Below are 17,106 nucleotides of genomic sequence, written 5' to 3' on the forward strand. Positions count from 1 at the left end.
CTGCGGTGCACGGCTCTAGATCTGCTCGCGCGGGCGTTCGCGCCGCAATGCCTCGGCGATGGTGTCGGCCAGCATGTCGCCGGTGAGCGGCTTGCGCAGGAAACTGTCGAACCCGGCTTCCTGCGCGGTGGGCTCGGCCTCCTCGTCCGAGCGTGCGGTCACCGCCACCAGCGGCATGTCGTAACCGAACACGCGCAGCTGCCGCGCCAGGGCGAAGCCGTCCAGCCCGGGTAGGTCCAGATCCAGCAAGGCCAGGTCGAAAGGGTTGTCGGCCGCTTCGGTCAGCGCGGCCAGCCCGTGCGGCGCATGCACCACCGAGTGCCCTTGCGAACGCAGCAGGCCAACGATGACCTCGGCGATGGTGGGGTCGTCTTCCACCAGCAGGATGCGCTGCGGGGCGACCGCGCCTCCGGTGCGCGCCACCTCGCCACCGAGCGTGGCGTTGGAAGCGACCCAGCGCAGCGGCAGATCCACCACGAAGCGCGTGCCCGCGCCGAGCCGGCTGATCACTTCGATATGCCCGCCCATCGCCATCGCCAGTTCCTGGCAGATGGCCAGGCCCAGGCCGCTGCCGCCATAGCGCGAAGTGGTCTTGGCGCCGTCACCCTGTTCAAAGCGCTGGAACAGGCGCGCTTTCTGGTCGGCGTTGATGCCCGGGCCGGTATCGGCCACTTCGAAACGCAGCCCCTGATACGAGCCCAGCGTGGTCAGCTTGAGCCCGACCACGCCGCGCTCGGTGAACTTGATCGCATTGCTGAGCAGGTTGAGCAGAATCTGGCGAATGCGGGTGACATCGCCACTGGCGGTGATGTCGCCAAGCAGCCCTACTTCCAGGCTGAAACGCAGGCCGCGCTCCTGCGCCAGGGGCGCCATCAGGCCTTCCACCTCGGCCACCAGCTGGCGTACCGAGAACGGCTCCAGATCCAGTTCCAGACGGCCGGATTCGATCCGCGCCAGGTCCAGCGCATCGTTGACCAGGCGCAGCAGATGCGCGCCGGCACGACGGATCGATTCGGTATAGCTGCGCTGCTTGTTGTCCAGCGAGGTCTTGAGCAGCAGCTCGCTCATGCCCAGCACACCGGTCATCGGGGTACGCACCTCGTGGCCGAGCGTGGCCAGAAAGCGCGTCTTGGCCAGCGACGCCTGCTCGGCCAGCTCCTGCTTGTGCACGGCCAGCTGCCAGGCGTTCAAACGCCGCAGGCGGCGGCGATACAACAACACCGCCGCGGCGATGGCGCAGAGCGCGAGCACGCCCAGAAACACCAATCCCCATGGCGACAACCACCAGGGCGGCAGCACCTGAAAACGTAGCGTCTGGCTGGCCGACCAGATGCCGTCGGCGGTGCGCCCCTGCACTTCCAGCGTGTAATGCCCGGCGGGCAGCCGCGAGAACTGCCGCTCGCCGCTGGGACCGACATCGATCCAGTCCGGATCGTAGCCACTCAACCGAAATCGGTAGCTGTTGGATTCGGAATCGGCCAGGCTGAGCAGGCGCGCGACGATATGCAGATCGCGGTCGCCATCCTGCATCGTCAGCGGCTCTTGCCCGGTGATATCCAGACCACGCTCCCCGCGCCGCAGGCCCACGCGTTCGATGATCAACGGCGGCCTGCGGGTGCTGGGGCGCATCGTGGCCGGGTCGAACACCACCACGCCGTCGGGCGATGCAGCGACGATGCGCCCGCTGCCGGCCTGCACCAGCGTGTTGATCTGCAACTGCTGGTTGGGGAGCCCATCGTGCACGCCGTACACCCGCACCAACCTGCTGCCGGGATCGATCCGGATCAGCCCGCGTTGACTGGACACCCACGCCACGCCCCTGGCGTCGACCACCAGGCCGTTGGGTGCCACCAACGGAAACTCCTGCTCCTTTCCGACCGTGTCCAGGTGCTTGAGCCGCTTTCCGTCCCAGAGATACCGCCGGATCTCGCCGGCCAACCCGGTCCAGACCACGCCCCCCTCTCCCAGCCGGAACAGATAGGTCGGCAGGGACGGTGTACCGTCGACGGGGACAAATCGGTCGGCGGCGGGGTCCCAGCGCCGCAGGCCGGCGTTATTGCTCAGCCATATCTGACCATCCGGGCCGAGGCGTAGGTCCAGGATGGTCAACACCTCCAGTCCATGACTGCCATTGACGATGGTCCGCAGCAGTTGCCCGTCCTGGTTGCGGATTTGCAGGCCATATTCCAGCACTGTCACCCACAGGCGGCCCTGCGCGTCCTCAGCCATCCAGCCCGGACGGTCCGCCGCACCGTCCGGATCAGGCTCGACGTCCTCACGTAGCTGCAAGCGTTTGACCTGCCCGCTCTGCGGGTCATACCGGACCAGTTTTCCTTCGACGCCGATCCAGACCAACCCGCGCCGGCTTTCGAGCATGGAGTCGGGCGGACGGGCATCGATTTGCGTCAGATGCGTCTGCAATTGGCCGGTCGCCGCATCGAGATACTCCAGCGCATGCCGCGAGCCAGCCAGCCAGACACCGCCCGCAGCCGAAGATGCCGTCGCCAGCACCGACGGATTGGTCAGCGACTGTGGATCAGCACCGTGGTGGGCCAGTACCGCAAAGGTGTCCCAATGCGGAGGCAGGTGCCACAGGCCACCTTCAAGTGCCGCAAACCACAGCCCGCCCTCCCGATCCTCGTAAGCGGTAATCCAGTTGCGCCTGACCAGGCCATGCGCCGACAGGCTGTAGACCGGCACGCTGCTGATGTCGGTTCCTGCGGTGGACAGGCCCAGGCCGCTCTCGGTGTCCAGCCAATAGCGCCCGCTGCGGTCGTGCAGCAACACTCCCATCACCCGCCGCTTGCTCACGGCCTTCTGCCACGGCTGGGGCCGCGCCTGGCCGTCGGCGTCCACGCGAAACGCATCGCCGACCACATCCGAGACCCATAAGGTGTTGCCGCTGCGCTCCATGTGCAGCCGGTTGACCGCCTGCGTGGTTCCGGGCAACGACACCCGCTGAAAATGCGCGCCGTCCCAGCGTGCGAGCCCGCCATGGGTCCCGATCCACAATGTTCCGTCGGGCGCGACCTCGAACCCGATCACGCTGTCGGACGGCAGGCTGGTCGGGTCGCTGGGCACGTTGGAAAAGCGCTGCATGCTGCCGTCGGGACGTCGCCGATACAGCCCGTGGGCCGCAGTACCAAGCCAGATATCGCCGTTCGGGGTGTAGGCCAGCGCCCACACCGTGATTTCGCGCAGCTCCGGAAACTGCGGGTTCTCCAGCCGCCTGAACGCGCGCGTCTTGGACTCCAGAAAACCGGCTCCGCCGTTCTCGAATCCCATCCACACGCGATTGTCGCGATCGACGCAGATGGTCCAGATCGCGTTGCTGGTCAAGCCGTCTTCCATCCGCCAGATGCGGTAGTTGCGCCCGTCGAATCTGGCCAGGCCGTCATCGCTGGCGATCCAGAGATAGCCCTGCTGATCTTCGGCCAGCTCACTGACGGTGTCCGAGGGCAGCCCGTCGGCGACCGTGACCTGGCTGGGCACCGGCGTGAGCAGCGCGCCCGTGGCCGCCCGTGCAGGTGGCACCGTGACGTACACACACAGCGACACCGCTGCGATCAACCAGTAGGAAAAACACGAAAAAAGGCGCACGGGACAGGTTTCACGACAAGTCGCCGCATAGTGCGGGCCGCACGCGGTGCGAGCAAGCCCGAGCGGGCTTGTCGCGTCGCTCGTCCGTTTTTTTTCCCCGGCCCGAACCAGCGCATGCAGGGGGCCTCGATCCGGCTCAACGCTGTTGCAGCGGCGCCAGGCGGCAACCGTAGGACCGGGCAAGCGATGACAGCTCAGCCGACGGCCGGGACGTCATGCGCAGCGGCGGCATCGGCCAGCACGCGTGCCAACGCCTGTGCAAGGAGCTCGCCGGTGACCGGCTTGCGCAGGAAGCCATTGCAGCCGGCGGCCATCGCCTGCGGTTCTGCGTCGGCATCGGCACGTGCGGTGACCGCGACGATCGGAAAGCGCACGCCGCGCGCGCGCAACTGCGCCACCAGCGCCGCACCGTCGATGCCCGGAAGGTCCAGATCGCACAGCCCCGCGTCGAAGCGGCGCGTACTCACCTCGGCCAACGCCGCCAGACCATGCAGGACATGGGTGACCTGATGGCCACGCGTCTGCAACAGGCCAACGATCACCTGCGCCACGGTCGGGTCGTCTTCGACCAGCAGCAACTGCAATGGCGCCTGTGCCTGCGGCGAGCTTGCCCGTGCAGGCGCAGGCACTGCGGGGAGCGCACTCACCCAGCGCAGCGGCAGCTCCACCACAAAACACGCCCCTTGCCCCAGTTCGCTGCTGACCGTCACCGCACCGCCCATCGCCGCTGCCAGTTCGCGGCAGATCGCCAGGCCCAGGCCGCTGCCGCCATGCCGGGCCAGCGTCACGGCGCCTTCGGCCTGCTCGAAGCGCTGGAACAGGCGCCCGCGCTGTTCTGCACTCATGCCCGGGCCGGTGTCGCACACTTCGATCCGGATGCCTTGCCCGTGGCTTTGCGGCACCACCCCCACACGCAGGCTGACGCTGCCACGCTCGGTGAACTTGACCGCGTTGAACAACAGGTTGAGCAGGATCTGTTGCACCCGGCTGGCATCGCCATGCAATGCAGGCGGCAGCGCGTCATCCAGCTCGCAGGCGAAGGCCAGCCGCTTCTGCTCGGCGCTCGGGCGCACCAGCTCGGCCACCTGCCCGATCAGCTGACGCAGATCGAAGTCGCGGTAATCCAGCGGCAGCTTGCCGGCCTCGATCCGCGCCAGGTCCAATGCATCGTTGACCAGCCGCAGCAGATGCTTGCCGGCCAGCTGGATCGCGCTGGCATAACCCTGCTGGCGTCCATCCAATGGCGTCTGCAGCAGCAACTCGCTCATGCCCAGCACACCGGTCATCGGCGTTCGCACTTCGTGCCCCAGGGTCGCAAGAAAGCGTGTCTTGGCCAACGATGCCTGCTCGGCCAGCTCGCGTTTGTGCTGGGCCAGCTGCCACTGCGCGCGCATGCGCACACGGCGGCGGTAGGCTGCCGCAAGCAATGCGCCCAGCAGCAGCACAAGCAGGCAAATGAGCGCGATGCCTGCGTCACTGCGCCACCACGGTGGATTGACAGAGAACCGCAGCGAGCGCATCTGTGAGCGATTGCCCAGCGGATCCACCCCCTGCAGCGTGAGTTCGTAGCTACCGGCAGGCAAGCTGGCGAATTCCCGGATTCCCGCGTTGCCCGAGGTCTGCCATTCGGTGTCGAAGCCTTTCAAGAAACTGCGATAACGATTGGACAGCGGGTCGCTGTACGACAGCAGACGGCTGACGATCTGCAGCTGCCGATCTCCAGGGCCAAGCTGAAACGGGCGATCCATTGGCAGCGCGACGCGTGCACCATTGCGTAGCACACTGACATGTTCCAGCTGCAGTGCCGGAACAAACGGTGCGATATCGGGCATTGCGGTATCCAGCAGCACGGTGGAGCCATCGCTGGTCGCCCCGATCAGGCTATCGCCCGCCATCAGCAGACAATGCTGAATGAACTCCTGGCTGGTCAATCCATCGCGTGTACCGATATTGCGTAGGCGTGCCGGCGTCACCGAAGGGTCGATCCGCCATAGCCCGCGCAAGCTGGAAATCCAGACCCTGCCACGCGGGTCGATCCGCATTGCGGACGCATCGAACCCGGTCAGGCCATCCACCTGGCCCACCTGCCGCACGCGCACCCAACGTGTTGCGGTTTTTTTCCATTGTTCTGCACCGACGGCCCGATACACCCACACCATCTCCGGCGATTGGCTGGCAAACGCCTGGATCTGCGTCCCTTCCAACCCTGGGACCGGCACGAACTGATGTGACGCTTCGTCCCAGGCAAACATGCCGCCTTCGCCTGCAACCCAGACGCGCCCGTCCGGGCCCTGTTCCAGCTGCTGTACGGCGATATCGCGCAAACCGTGCAAGTCCTGCTGCGTGATGCGCTGCAAGACACGACCGCTACGCAGATCGCGCTGCTGCAGCATGTCAATGAAGGCCATCCACACCGTATCACTATGCTCGATGATCCAGTCAGGCGCCGATAGCGCCGACGCCGGTTCGGGGCCATCGGACGGCCAGTGGATGAATTCACCGGTCCGCAGGTCCATGCGGGAAAGGCCAAAGCTCAAATTGCCTAGCCAGACACGTTGCAGGCGATCCTCCAGCGCCGACACCAACTCCATGTCCTTGAGTTGCGACGACTGCAGCCCTGTCTGAAACGTGTCGCCAGTGCTTGGATCGACGCGCAACAAGCGACCTTCCGCATCGACTTGCCACAGACCACCGGAACGTGTGGCAGGGGCCAGGTTGCAATAGATGGCATCACCCGTCGGCACCGCGGGTTTGAGCACGGCAGTGCGCTTCCAGTCTGCCGGCAAGTACCCAAGGCCGGTGCCATGCATCGGAACCCATAGCCCGCCATCAGCGGCTCCAAGCAGGCCAATGACATTCCGGCGTGACAAAGCCCCCTCTCCGCTGAAGGCAGGGACCGGTGGACGCTCGCCGCGGGTCCGCCACAGACCGCGTCCGCTTCCCAACCAGAATTCGCCGTCCGGGGCAGCCACTGCACCCCAGAATTCGTTGCCGGTGCCGAACATCGTCCCCCAGGGAAGCGGCTGCCATCGATCGTCGGATCCCATGACGTGCAACCCCGACTCGCTGCCCAGCCACAGACGGTCGCCCGCCCATTGCAGACCGAAGATGGCAGACTGCCGGTTAGGCTCGTCCGGGACATAGACGCGATGCAGACGTTTTCCGTCGTAATACGCCAGGCCACTGGTGGTTCCGATCCACAGCCGCTGCCGGTTGTCCGCCGCAAGATTCATGACCATGGCCTGGTCAAGGTCGCCATCGAGCGTACCCAGATCCACCGACGACATCACGCCGGAAGTATCGATGCGAATCAGCGCGCCGGTCGTGGTTCCGGCCCAGATATCGCCGTCGAACGTAGTGATGCTGTAGATCTCGCCGTCCTTCATCGACGGATAGTCAACCGCGCGGTAGTGCCGAAAATGGCCTCGTCCGGCATCCATGACGCTCAGCGTCTTGCCGCAGCCGATCCATATCCTGTCAAGCGCGTCGATGTGCAGCGCCTGGATCGCGTTGCAGGGCAACGATGTCGGGTCGGAAGGATCATGTCGCCAGGTCCTGAATCCTGCGCCGTCGTACCGCACCAAACCATCCAGGGTGCCAAGCCACAGATAGCCGGCGCGGTCCTGGTGGATCGCAACCACCATGGTCGATGGGAGTCCGTCGCTGGGACCCACGATCCGGAAACGCGGAATCTCCGGAATCTTCGCCACACAGGGCATTGCGCCCAGCAGCAAGACCAACAAAACAGCAAGCGCACGCATGTGGGCATCCTTTCCACGTCCAGCCCGCATGCTCGCAACGGATCGTTGCGAGCGCAAGCCAAGCGCGGTGCAGCGGGATATGTCTAGAATCCGCCCATGACAACCCTCGCCCGCCTGTTGCTGCTTCCCGCCCTGGTCGTGACCAGCCTTGCCGCGACCGCCGCGCCGGTGCGTTACGCGCTGGATCCAGTGCACACGCGGGTGCTGTTCGCGGTCGAACATGCCGGCTTTTCCAAGGCGTTGGGCACCGTTTCCGGAACCAGCGGCACGCTGGTGTTCGACCCGGACGACTGGGCCTCGGCACGGCTGGACGTGACCGTGCCGCTGCACCGCACCGACCTGGGCGATGCCAAGTGGAACGAGGCCACCCTGGCACGCAACCTACTCGACGCCGAGCACTTTCCCGACGCGCATTTCGTCTCCACGCAGGTGGAAGCCAGCGGCGAGAACCACGCCAAGGTCACCGGCAACCTGACCCTGCACGGGGTCACCCGCCCGGTCACCCTGGACGTCACCCTCAATGCGCTCAAACGCCATCCATTGCCGCCGTTCCGCCGCACCGCCGGGTTTTCCGCCACTGCCACGCTGAGCCGTGCCGAGTTCGGCATCGACGCGTGGAAATCGATGATCGGCGATACGGTGGAACTGCGCATCGAAGCCGAAGCCGTGCGCGAAGGCCGCGCCGACGACGACACGCCGCAACCCCAAAACGCACCCGCCGCCCCTGACGCTGCGCCCAGCCCGGAATCCTGAGCATGACCCTGAAGAACATCGAACGCTGGGGCGGTGTCAGCCAGACCCTGCACTGGCTGATCGCACTACTGATCCTGGTGCTGGGCATCGTCGGCCTGACCATGGGCGAATTGCCCAAGACGCCGAAATACTTCTGGGTCTACACCGCGCACAAGTCGGTGGGCCTGACCGTGTTGGCACTGGTGATCGTCCGGCTGGGCTGGCGCCTCTATGCGGGCGCGCCGCCGCCGGTGGCCGGCACCCCACGCTGGCAGGAACGCATCGCCGGGCTGACCCACTGGCTGCTGTACGCGATGATCTTTGCGATGCCGCTGTCGGGCTGGTTGTACGACTCCACCAGCGGCCTGCGCCCGTTCCGCTGGTTTGGCCTGTTCGCCGTGCCCAAGCTCAGCCCGCCGGACGAACAATTGCGTGCGGTTGCGCACTTCATCCACGAGTGGGGCTTCTGGCTGTTGATTGCCGTGGTGCTGGCGCATGCCGGCGCTGCGCTCTACCACCACCTGTTCCAGCGTGACGCCACCTTGGTGCGGATGTTGCCGCGCGGCTGGCTCTCTTCCAAACCCTAAAGGATTCCCCATGTCGTCCAGGTTGTTCGCCTCTCCCCTGCTGGTCGCCGCCTCGCTGGTGGCCACGTTTGCTGCCGCCCCGGTCCTCGCTGCCGACTACGTGCAGGCGCCCGGCTCGTCGCTGGTGTTTGCCAGCAAGTACGACGGCGAAGTGTTTACCGGCAAGTTCCCCGGTTTCGACACCACGCTGAGTTTCGACCCGGCCAATCTTGCCGGCGCCAAGCTCGATGTGCGCATCCCGCTGGCCAGTGCCATCAGCGGCAACAACGACCGTGACTCGACCCTGCAGGGGCCGGACTTCTTCAACGTCGCCAAGTTCGCCACCGCGCGCTACCGCGCCGACAAGTTCCGCGCACTCGGCGGCAACCAGTACGCGGCCGACGGCACGCTGGAACTGCGCGGCGTCAGCAAGCCGGTCACGCTGACCTTCACCTGGACACCCGGCGCGCAGCCGGTGCTGGCCGGCAAGGCGCTGGTCAAGCGCCTGGACTTCGGCGTCGGCGGCGGCGACTGGGCCGATACCAAGACCATTCCCAACGAAACCGCGATCAGCACCAAGGTCGTGTTCAAGGCGAAGTAACGCCGCCGGCCGCAACCGGACGCGGCCATTGAACGGCGGACTACCTCGTCGGGTCCGCCGTTTTTTTGTGCCTGGCGGCCGGATGACACCGCGCGACAGCTAGACTCGGCATCCATCCCAGGGACGCCGCCGATGCGCACACATGGAACCTTGACCCGCTGGAATACCGATCGCGGCTTCGGCTTCATCACGCCGGCGCAGCCGGGTGATGATTTGTTCGTGCACATTTCAGCGTTTCCCCGCGGCTTCGAAACGCCACGTATCGGCGAGCTGATTTCCTTCGAGATCGAACCGGGCAAGGATGGGCGACGGCAGGCAGTGCGCGTGATGCGCGCTGGCCAGCATGCAGCCGGACGTGGTGCGCGCCGGCAGCATGCGGCAGCGCGATCACCATCGCCCCATCGCTCGCTCGGGCTGGGCAAGGTCATGTTGCTGCTGCTTGTGGCAGGTGCTGGCGGCTATGCGTACCTCAGTCGGGACGCGCTGATGCCAGCCCCCGCCCCCACTGAAACTGCGTCAGCAGCACCGGTACCGGCACCGGCAACCAGGACGCAGCCAGGCCGCGCAACGCTCCAGAGCTCACCCGCACGAACGGCAGCTGCAGCAGCAGGCACAACGTCGGCCACACCCGCACCCACGCCGCACTATAGCTGCGGCGGCCGCAAACACTGCTCGCAGATGACCTCCTGCGACGATGCCACCTGGGTGTTGCGCAACTGCCCCGACACAACGATGGACGGCGACCACGATGGCGTGCCCTGCGAGCAGCAGTGGTGCCATTGAATCAACACGGCTGACACCTTGAACGGGCGGCCGACACGATTCGTTTGTTAGCCCCATCGTGTTGGATGCAGTCAAAAGCCGAGGTCAAACGCTGAGTCGGTCGAAGGCGCGGTGCCCTCACCAGACAGATGCCGGTTGTGTTGTTGAAAACCATACACACCGACCAGCTCGACGGGTCCTTGTCCGCCCACCGTCACGGCAACTTACGCGGCATGGATGCCGCGTAAGCGCCTACACGGACGTACTCGCGGCGTGTCCCGCGAGGGTGAGCGGGCAAGCGCCTTGCAGCCAAGCAGCAGATCGGCCGCGTTGCAGCGAAGGCCCAGATCATCTGCACCAGACCGGCACGAAGCCGTTTTCAGCCAGTCCAGATCCAAAATCTGGCGCGCACCGGAGGCGAACACGCCGCTTCATCGCGTGCCGGCATTCAACCACTCCCGCAACCGCCGGCTGTCGAATGGCCAATCCAGCTCGCGCCCGTGCGTATCGCCCACCACCGGCACGCGCTCCCCGTAAGCGGCCTCAAGCGCCGCATCGCCGTCGATGAAGACACTGCCGAACTCGCCTGCGCGTGCCTGCGCCAGCACTTCCACGGCCTGGTCGCACAGGTGGCAGTCGTCGCGCTGGTACAGGATCAAGGCCATCGGGAGCTCCCATGCTGCGCTGCAGCCGTGCCGCAAGCGCCGAGCGACTAGAATAGCCGCCTTTACGCTCACCTCTCCGGCAAGCATGGCTGTCAGCACGTTCGACCTGTTCAAGATCGGCATCGGTCCGAGTTCCTCCCACACCGTGGGGCCGATGCGCGCGGCCGAGCGCTTCGTGCATCGTTGGCTGCTGGATGCCGGCCGCCTGCAGGATGTGGTGCGCATCCGCGCCGAAGTCTTCGGCTCGCTGGCCCTGACCGGCCGCGGCCACGGCACCGACAAGGCCGTGCTGCTCGGCCTGGAAGGCCACCGCCCCAACCTGATCGACCCGGACATCATCCCGGCCACGCTGGAGCGCATCCGCACCAGCAAGCGCATCAGCCTGATGGGCCAGCACGTCATCGCCTTCGACGAAAAACGCGACCTGCCGATGAACAAGCGGCAGAAGCTGCCCTACCACACCAACGGCATGCGCTTCACCGCCTACGATGCCGATGAAGCAGTGATCGCCACGCGCGACTACTACTCGGTCGGCGGCGGCTTCGTGGTCAACCAGGACGATGCCGCCGACGACCGCATCGTGGCCGACGAAACGCCGCTGCCCTACCCCTTCCTCAGCGGTGACGAACTGCTCGCGCAATGTGCACGCAGCGGCCTGAGCATCGCCGCGCTGATGTTCGAAAACGAAAAGAGCTGGCGCAGCGAGGACGAGATTCGCGCTGGTCTGCGCGAGCTGTGGGCGGCAATGCAGTCCTGCGTGGAGCGCGGCATCCGCCAGGAAGGCACGCTACCGGGCGGCCTGAACGTCTCGCGGCGCGCACCGGCGTTGTATCGCGAACTGTCGTCCAAACCGGAAGCGGCGATGCGCGATCCGCTGACCACACTGGACTGGGTCAATCTCTACGCACTGGCCGTCAACGAGGAAAACGCGGCCGGTGGCCGCGTGGTCACCGCGCCCACCAACGGCGCGGCCGGCATCATTCCGGCGGTGCTGCATTACTTCGACCGCTTCTGCCCCGGCGCATCCGAGCAGCGCATCTTCGACTTCCTGCTCACCGCTGCGGCCATCGGCATCCTCTACAAGGAAAATGCCTCCATTTCCGGCGCCGAGGTCGGCTGCCAGGGCGAAGTGGGCGTAGCCTGTTCGATGGCCGCCGGCGGCCTGGTCGCCGCGCTGGGCGGCAATCCGGGGCAGATCGAAAACGCCGCCGAAATCGGCATGGAGCACAACCTGGGCCTGACCTGCGACCCGATCGGCGGCCTGGTGCAGATCCCCTGCATCGAACGCAATGCAATGGGCGCGGTCAAGGCGATCAACGCCAGCCGCATGGCCATGCGCGGCGACGGCAAGCACAAGGTGTCGCTGGACAAGGTCATCAAGACCATGCGCGACACCGGCCGCGACATGCAGGACAAGTACAAGGAAACCAGCCGCGGCGGCCTGGCGGTCAACGTTATCGAATGCTGAGCCGGGCGCGGCCCCGGGCCGCGCCCTGTATTGCAGTCACTCTCCAGGCATCGCGAAACTGGGCAATGCGTCCAACGGCAGCGGCCGCCGATGCAGTCGCATGCCAGTGCTGTACGTCCCCACCACATGCCGCCATGTACCGTCTGACGCTGGATTCCGACGGAGATCGCGATGCGACAGCTTGCCTGCACTCTCGCCCTGGCCCTGGCCTGCGGCCCTCTGATGGCACAGGAAGCCAGCTACGGCCCGCGCCTGGAAGGCTTCGACTACCCCTATCCGGTCAAGACCTTTGCGTTTACCTCGCAACGGCAGCCGCTGGAAATGGCGTACCTGGATGTCGCGCCCACCGGCAAACCCAACGGGCACACCGCCGTGCTGCTGCATGGCAAGAACTTCTGCGCCGCCACCTGGGAACAGACCATTGCCGCGTTGAGCACCGCCGGCTACCGCGTCATTGCGCCTGACCAGGTGGGCTTCTGCAAATCCAGCAAGCCGGCCGCCTATCAGTTTTCCTTCGCGCAACTGGCCGACAACACCCAGGCGCTGCTGAAGAAGCTGGGTATCGAACGTGCGGTGGTGGTCGGCCATTCGATGGGCGGCATGCTCGCCATCCGTTACGCGTTGATGTATCCGCAGGCCACCGAGCACCTGGCCTTGGTCGACCCGATCGGCCTGGAAGACTGGAAGGCCGAAGGCATTCCGTGGCGCAGCGTCGACGCCTGGTACGACAACGAACTGAAGATCAGCTTCGAGCGCATCAAGAAGTATCAGATGGAGGTCTACTACGCCGGCCAGTGGAAGCCCGAGTTCGAGCGCTGGGCGCGCATGCAGGCCGGCATGTCGCTGGGCAACGGCCGGCAGGCAGTTGCCTGGAACCAGGCGCTGACCTACGACATGGTGTTCAACCAACCGGTGGTCTACGAACTACCCAAACTCAGCGTGCCGACCACGCTGTTCATTGGTCTCAAGGACCGCACCGCGATCGGCAAGGACACCGCACCGCCCGAGGTCAAGGCACGTGTCGGCGATTACACCAAGCTGGGCAAGCGTGCGGCCGAGGCGATTCCGAACGCGAAGCTCGTCGAGTTCGCCGATCTCGGACATTCGCCGCAGGTGCAGGACCCGACACGGTTCAATGCCGCATTACTGAAGGCGATTGCGCCGTAAGCAATGCCAGCGGCGGTGCGATTGGCATGACCAACGCATCCTCGGAAGCTGCAGCTTGCGCAAGGGCGAGCTGCAGCTGAGCCGTTTGCAAGGTGCAGAGCAGTCGGCAGGCCATCAACACGCGTGGCGATCCAATCGACAGCGCGCGCCCCACAGCCGCGCTCAAAGAGCGCCGGCGCCTCTCCATGTCCTTAACCGGCTACCCAGCCACAATCCGCAATACATCATCCAGCAACGCCGCCGCCGTGACCTCGGCACCCGCGCCCGGCCCCTGGATCAGCAATGGCTGCTGGCGATAGCGATCGCTGCTGATGGCGACACGGTTATCGGTGCCGGCGCCGCCGGCCAGCGGGTGATCCAGCGCCAACTCGCGCAAGCCGACGCTGGCACCATGTGCGTCCACACGGCCGACGAAGCGCAGGCAACGCCCCGCGGCACGTGCCTGCTGCCAGCGCGCGCCGACCACCGCATCCAGCGCGCCCAGTTGTGCATCCAAGGCATCGAGCGGCAACCGCGCAATGCTTGCGGGCACCAGCGATTCCACATGCACCTGTTCGGCTTCCAGCTGCCAGCCCGCCGCGCGCGCCAGGATCAGCAACTTGCGCCGCACGTCCTCGCCCGACAGATCGATGCGCGGATCCGGCTCGGTATAGCCGGCCGCCATCGCCTCACGCACGCAATCGGAAAATGCGCCGGTACCGTCGTAGCGATGAAACAGCCATGCCAGCGATCCGGACAACACCCCTTCGATCGAGTGGATATGGTCGCCACCCGCCACCAGTGCGCGCACGCTGCTCAGCACCGGCAGCCCCGCCCCCACGGTGGCGCTATCGCCGTAGTGCGCACCGCTGGCGTGACGCGCCGCGTGCAAGGCCTGTGCGCGCGACAACGCAGTGCCCTGGCCCAATTTGTTGGCAGTGACCACGTGTACGCCACGCAGCAGCCATTCCGCATGCCAGTCGGCAACGACCTCGCTGGCGGTCGCATCCACCAGCACATCGCCGGCACGCAAGGCGGTGGTTTCCGCCCAGGGTTGCAGCACGGCCTGCCCACGCGGCGCGGCATTGGCCTGTTGCAAGGCCTGTGCGGCGCTGGTGCCGCAATCGTGGGCAATACGCGAGTTGGCCAACCAGTCAAAGCGCGGCAACTGCAGCTGGCGCTCCTGCAGCGCAGTGTAGCGCGCCACGAACGCGCGCCCCACCGTCCCGGTTCCCAGCAAGGCCAGCCGTGGTGTCGGCGTCACCGCTGCCGCCGAAGCGCGGCGCGAAACAGGCAGCACAGTGCTCACGCGTCGACCTGTTTGCGGCTTGCGCTGGTCAGCGTCGCTTCGGCACGCGCCAGGCCGGCGCGCAGGTCGATCAACAGGTCTTCTGCAGACTCGATGCCGATCGACAGCCGCAGCAGGCCATCGGAAATCCCGGCGGCAGCGCGGGCTTCGGCGGTCATCGCCGCATGCGTCATCGAGGCCGGATGCGCGATCAGGCTTTCCACACCGCCCAGCGACTCGGCCAGGGTGAAATAACGCAGACCATCGACAAACGCGCGCACCGCAGCCTCGCCACCGTCGAGCTCGAAACTCATCATCGCGCCAAAGCCCTTCTGCTGGCGCGCAGCCAGTGCATGACCCGGGTGCGACGCCAGGCCGGGAAAATACACCTGGTTGACCACCGCATGCCCGTCCAGCAGCTCGGCGATGGCGTCTGCGTTTTCCTGATGCACGCGCAGGCGCGCATCCAGCGTGCGCAGACCGCGCAAGGTGAGGAAGGCATCGAACGGCGAACCGGTCAGCCCCAGCGCATTGGCCCACCACACCAGCTGCTGGTGCAGTTCGGCATCGCGCGCGACCACCGCACCGCCCACCACATCGCTGTGGCCGTTGATGTACTTGGTGGTGGAGTGCAGCACCAGGTCCGCCCCGAACTCCAGCGGCTTCTGCAGCGCCGGCGACAGGAAGGTGTTGTCCACCACGGTCAACGCGCCAGCCTTCTTCGCCGCCTCGATGACGAAGCGCAGATCGGTGATGCGCAACAGCGGGTTGGACGGGGTTTCGATCAGCACCAGCTTGGGCGACTGCGCCAAAGCATCGGCCAGCGAACGCGGGTCGGTGAGGTCGGCGGTGATCAACGCGAAGTGGCCCTTCTTGGCCAGCGCGTTAAACAGGCGCCAGCTGCCGCCGTAGGCATCGTGCGGCACCACCAGGGTATCGCCCGGCTGCAGCAACGCATTGAGCACCAGATTGATCGCGCCCATGCCGGTGGAGGTGATCACCCCGCCCGCACCGCCTTCCAGCTCGGCCAGTGCTTCGCCGAGCAGATCGCGGGTCGGGTTGCCGCTGCGGGTGTAGTCGTACTGGCGCTTGTTGCCGAAACCATCGAAGGAGAAGTTCGACGACAGCACGATCGGCGGCGTCACCGCACCATAGGCAGTGTCGCGATCGATACCGGCGCGGACGGCGGCGGTGGCGGCGGTACAGGGGGCGTCGGCGGGGTCACGAAAGCTCATGCGGTTTCTCCGGTGATGCGAAGGGCAGTGGCGAGGATCGCGTCGATGCGATCGATTTCTTTCAGGAAGGCGTCGTGGCCATACGGCGAGCGCAGCACGCGCAGACTGCCGCGCGGCCCCAACCCTTCGACCAGGCTGACCAGGTCGGCCAGCGGCACCAGGCGGTCGCCCTCCACCGCAACGACGACGGTGGGCACGCGTACCTGCGCCGGGTCGATGCGGTGCAGGTCGATGGATTCGGACAGCCGCAAGTAGGCGGTCACCGGCGTGCGCGCGACGTACTGCGCGCCGGCGGCATCCAGATAGTCTTCGGCGGCCACGCGCACGCGGCCATTGATCACTTCCGGCGGCGCGTCGAAGCGCTCGCTGAATTCTTCCGGGGTGCGGTAGCTGAGCATGGCGAACTGCCGTGCCAGCGCCAGCCCATGGTTTTCGGCACATTGCAGCTGGCCCAGCGCCACCGCGCGGCGCTGCAATGCACGCCAGGCGGCGGCGTAGGGATGGGCGCGATGCGCGCCACTGACCGCAACCAAGGTACCGACACGAGCGGCATGGCGGGTCGCGAACTGCAAGCCGACCAGCGCACCGTACGAATAGCCGACAAAGCCGTGCAAACGCGCGATACCCAGCGCATCCAGCAGGGCGGCGATCGCATCGGCCTGGTCGGCGGTATCGATCGGCGCATCCAGCGTGCCGTCGGCACCGAGAAAGTCGAACGCCAGCAGGCGGCGCGATGCCGGATCCAGCGCGCGGCCGGCACCCACCAGGCCATCCACCCAACCCTTCTCGGGGAACAGGTCGCTGGCGGCCAGATGACGATGCGCGGAAATCCCGCCGGCCACGAACACCACCGGCGCATTGGCGGCGCCGATCAGTTCATAGCGCAGCCGCAGCTCGCGCATGCCGGCATGGCGCATCGGCAGGGCAATGACACGCTCGCCGCGTACGGCAATCAAGCCGTCATCGGTGGTGGCGGGTGTCTCGGCGTAATCGGTCGGTGATGGCGATGCTGTATTCACGAGGCTCATGGCGATATCCGGGGTGGATCGGCCATCGAGCTTCGCGGGAGCTCGCGTTCGACGTGCGCAAGGCACGATTCGAACCATCTTTCGGCGGACGCGGAGGTCCCCGCAGGATTTGGCACCAAACGCGGGCGCTTGCGCGCTCCGCTGGCTGCCCCGGCATCAAAGGGCCTGTCCCTCCGCCGGTCTCGATGGTGAAGCCAAGATGCCATCACTTTTTTGTGGTGTCAATCTCTTCATGCGGATGGAAAGATATATTT

Annotated in this window: 12 protein-coding genes and 1 riboswitch; of the genes, 6 read left to right on the forward strand and 6 right to left on the reverse strand. The window is 66.1% G+C overall.

Annotation, left to right across the window (positions count from 1 at the left end; genetic code table 11):
* Window positions 1-15: 15 nt before the first annotated feature.
* Together ACCQ04_RS14620 and ACCQ04_RS14625 are read right to left on the reverse strand one after the other, a co-directional pair.
* Window positions 16-3,558 carry a hybrid sensor histidine kinase/response regulator gene (locus ACCQ04_RS14620; RefSeq protein WP_372358785.1) on the reverse strand — a complete coding sequence of 1,181 codons (3,543 nt, stop codon included), beginning with the start codon at window positions 3,556-3,558 and terminating at the stop codon, window positions 16-18.
* 236 nt (window positions 3,559-3,794) lie between these two features.
* Window positions 3,795-7,361 carry a hybrid sensor histidine kinase/response regulator gene (locus ACCQ04_RS14625; RefSeq protein ID WP_226427266.1) on the reverse strand — a complete coding sequence of 1,189 codons (3,567 nt, stop codon included), beginning with the start codon at window positions 7,359-7,361 and terminating at the stop codon, window positions 3,795-3,797.
* Window positions 7,362-7,457: 96 nt separating this feature from the next.
* Between ACCQ04_RS14625 and ACCQ04_RS14630 the strand changes: the two genes are divergently transcribed.
* From ACCQ04_RS14630 to ACCQ04_RS14645, 4 genes are all read left to right on the forward strand, one after another.
* Window positions 7,458-8,114 (forward strand): YceI family protein, encoded by a 657-nt coding sequence (locus ACCQ04_RS14630; protein WP_065032616.1) that lies wholly within the window; start codon window positions 7,458-7,460, stop codon window positions 8,112-8,114.
* Between the two features lie 2 nt (window positions 8,115-8,116).
* Complete coding sequence (locus ACCQ04_RS14635) at window positions 8,117-8,680, forward strand: cytochrome b (RefSeq protein ID WP_054591487.1); 564 nt, start codon at window positions 8,117-8,119, stop codon at window positions 8,678-8,680.
* Between the two features lie 10 nt (window positions 8,681-8,690).
* The gene (locus ACCQ04_RS14640) at window positions 8,691-9,260 is read left to right on the forward strand and encodes a YceI family protein (protein ID WP_016904748.1); all 570 of its coding nucleotides are present in this window, start codon (window positions 8,691-8,693) and stop codon (window positions 9,258-9,260) included.
* 150 nt (window positions 9,261-9,410) lie between these two features.
* Window positions 9,411-10,043, forward strand: coding sequence for a cold shock domain-containing protein (locus tag ACCQ04_RS14645; RefSeq protein ID WP_345778025.1), 633 nt, complete (start codon window positions 9,411-9,413; stop codon window positions 10,041-10,043).
* Window positions 10,044-10,453: 410 nt separating this feature from the next.
* Here ACCQ04_RS14645 and ACCQ04_RS14650 read toward each other — a convergent pair whose 3' ends face one another.
* On the reverse strand, window positions 10,454-10,687 hold the full coding sequence (locus tag ACCQ04_RS14650; protein WP_102256090.1) for a glutaredoxin family protein: 234 nt from the start codon (window positions 10,685-10,687) through the stop codon (window positions 10,454-10,456).
* Window positions 10,688-10,772: 85 nt separating this feature from the next.
* Between ACCQ04_RS14650 and ACCQ04_RS14655 the strand changes: the two genes are divergently transcribed.
* Complete coding sequence (locus ACCQ04_RS14655; protein WP_024939240.1) at window positions 10,773-12,155, forward strand: L-serine ammonia-lyase; 1,383 nt, start codon at window positions 10,773-10,775, stop codon at window positions 12,153-12,155.
* 171 nt (window positions 12,156-12,326) lie between these two features.
* Window positions 12,327-13,322, forward strand: coding sequence for an alpha/beta fold hydrolase (locus ACCQ04_RS14660; protein ID WP_046343724.1), 996 nt, complete (start codon window positions 12,327-12,329; stop codon window positions 13,320-13,322).
* Between the two features lie 199 nt (window positions 13,323-13,521).
* Here ACCQ04_RS14660 and ACCQ04_RS14665 read toward each other — a convergent pair whose 3' ends face one another.
* From ACCQ04_RS14665 to metX, 3 genes are read right to left on the reverse strand one after another with little or no spacing between them, the layout of a single operon-like run.
* On the reverse strand, window positions 13,522-14,610 hold the full coding sequence (locus tag ACCQ04_RS14665; RefSeq protein WP_164741773.1) for a homoserine dehydrogenase family protein: 1,089 nt from the start codon (window positions 14,608-14,610) through the stop codon (window positions 13,522-13,524).
* Window positions 14,607-15,824: an O-succinylhomoserine (thiol)-lyase gene (locus ACCQ04_RS14670; RefSeq protein ID WP_039519681.1), complete on the reverse strand. Its 1,218-nt coding sequence runs from the start codon at window positions 15,822-15,824 to the stop codon at window positions 14,607-14,609. The genes ACCQ04_RS14665 and ACCQ04_RS14670 overlap by 4 nt, the downstream gene beginning before the upstream one ends.
* On the reverse strand, window positions 15,821-16,852 hold the full coding sequence (gene metX, locus ACCQ04_RS14675; RefSeq protein WP_046343729.1) for a homoserine O-succinyltransferase MetX: 1,032 nt from the start codon (window positions 16,850-16,852) through the stop codon (window positions 15,821-15,823). Before metX ends, ACCQ04_RS14670 begins: the two co-directional genes overlap by 4 nt.
* Before the next feature lie 71 nt (window positions 16,853-16,923).
* Window positions 16,924-17,044: riboswitch (SAM riboswitch) on the reverse strand.
* Between the last annotated feature and the right edge of the window lie 62 nt (window positions 17,045-17,106).

This window comes from Xanthomonas sp. NCPPB 2866, assembly GCF_041475745.2.
Lineage (GTDB): Bacteria > Pseudomonadota > Gammaproteobacteria > Xanthomonadales > Xanthomonadaceae > Xanthomonas > Xanthomonas arboricola.

Coding starts and splice junctions, on each gene's coding strand:
- ACCQ04_RS14630 (WP_065032616.1), top strand. CDS start 7,458: ATGACAACCCTCGCCCGCCTGTTGCTGCTTCCCGCCCTGGTCGTGACC.
- ACCQ04_RS14650 (WP_102256090.1), bottom strand. CDS start 10,687: ATGGCCTTGATCCTGTACCAGCGCGACGACTGCCACCTGTGCGACCAG.
- metX (WP_046343729.1), bottom strand. CDS start 16,852: ATGAGCCTCGTGAATACAGCATCGCCATCACCGACCGATTACGCCGAG.
- ACCQ04_RS14660 (WP_046343724.1), top strand. CDS start 12,327: ATGCGACAGCTTGCCTGCACTCTCGCCCTGGCCCTGGCCTGCGGCCCT.
- ACCQ04_RS14625 (WP_226427266.1), bottom strand. CDS start 7,361: ATGCGTGCGCTTGCTGTTTTGTTGGTCTTGCTGCTGGGCGCAATGCCC.
- ACCQ04_RS14670 (WP_039519681.1), bottom strand. CDS start 15,824: ATGAGCTTTCGTGACCCCGCCGACGCCCCCTGTACCGCCGCCACCGCC.
- ACCQ04_RS14640 (WP_016904748.1), top strand. CDS start 8,691: ATGTCGTCCAGGTTGTTCGCCTCTCCCCTGCTGGTCGCCGCCTCGCTG.
- ACCQ04_RS14655 (WP_024939240.1), top strand. CDS start 10,773: ATGGCTGTCAGCACGTTCGACCTGTTCAAGATCGGCATCGGTCCGAGT.
- ACCQ04_RS14635 (WP_054591487.1), top strand. CDS start 8,117: ATGACCCTGAAGAACATCGAACGCTGGGGCGGTGTCAGCCAGACCCTG.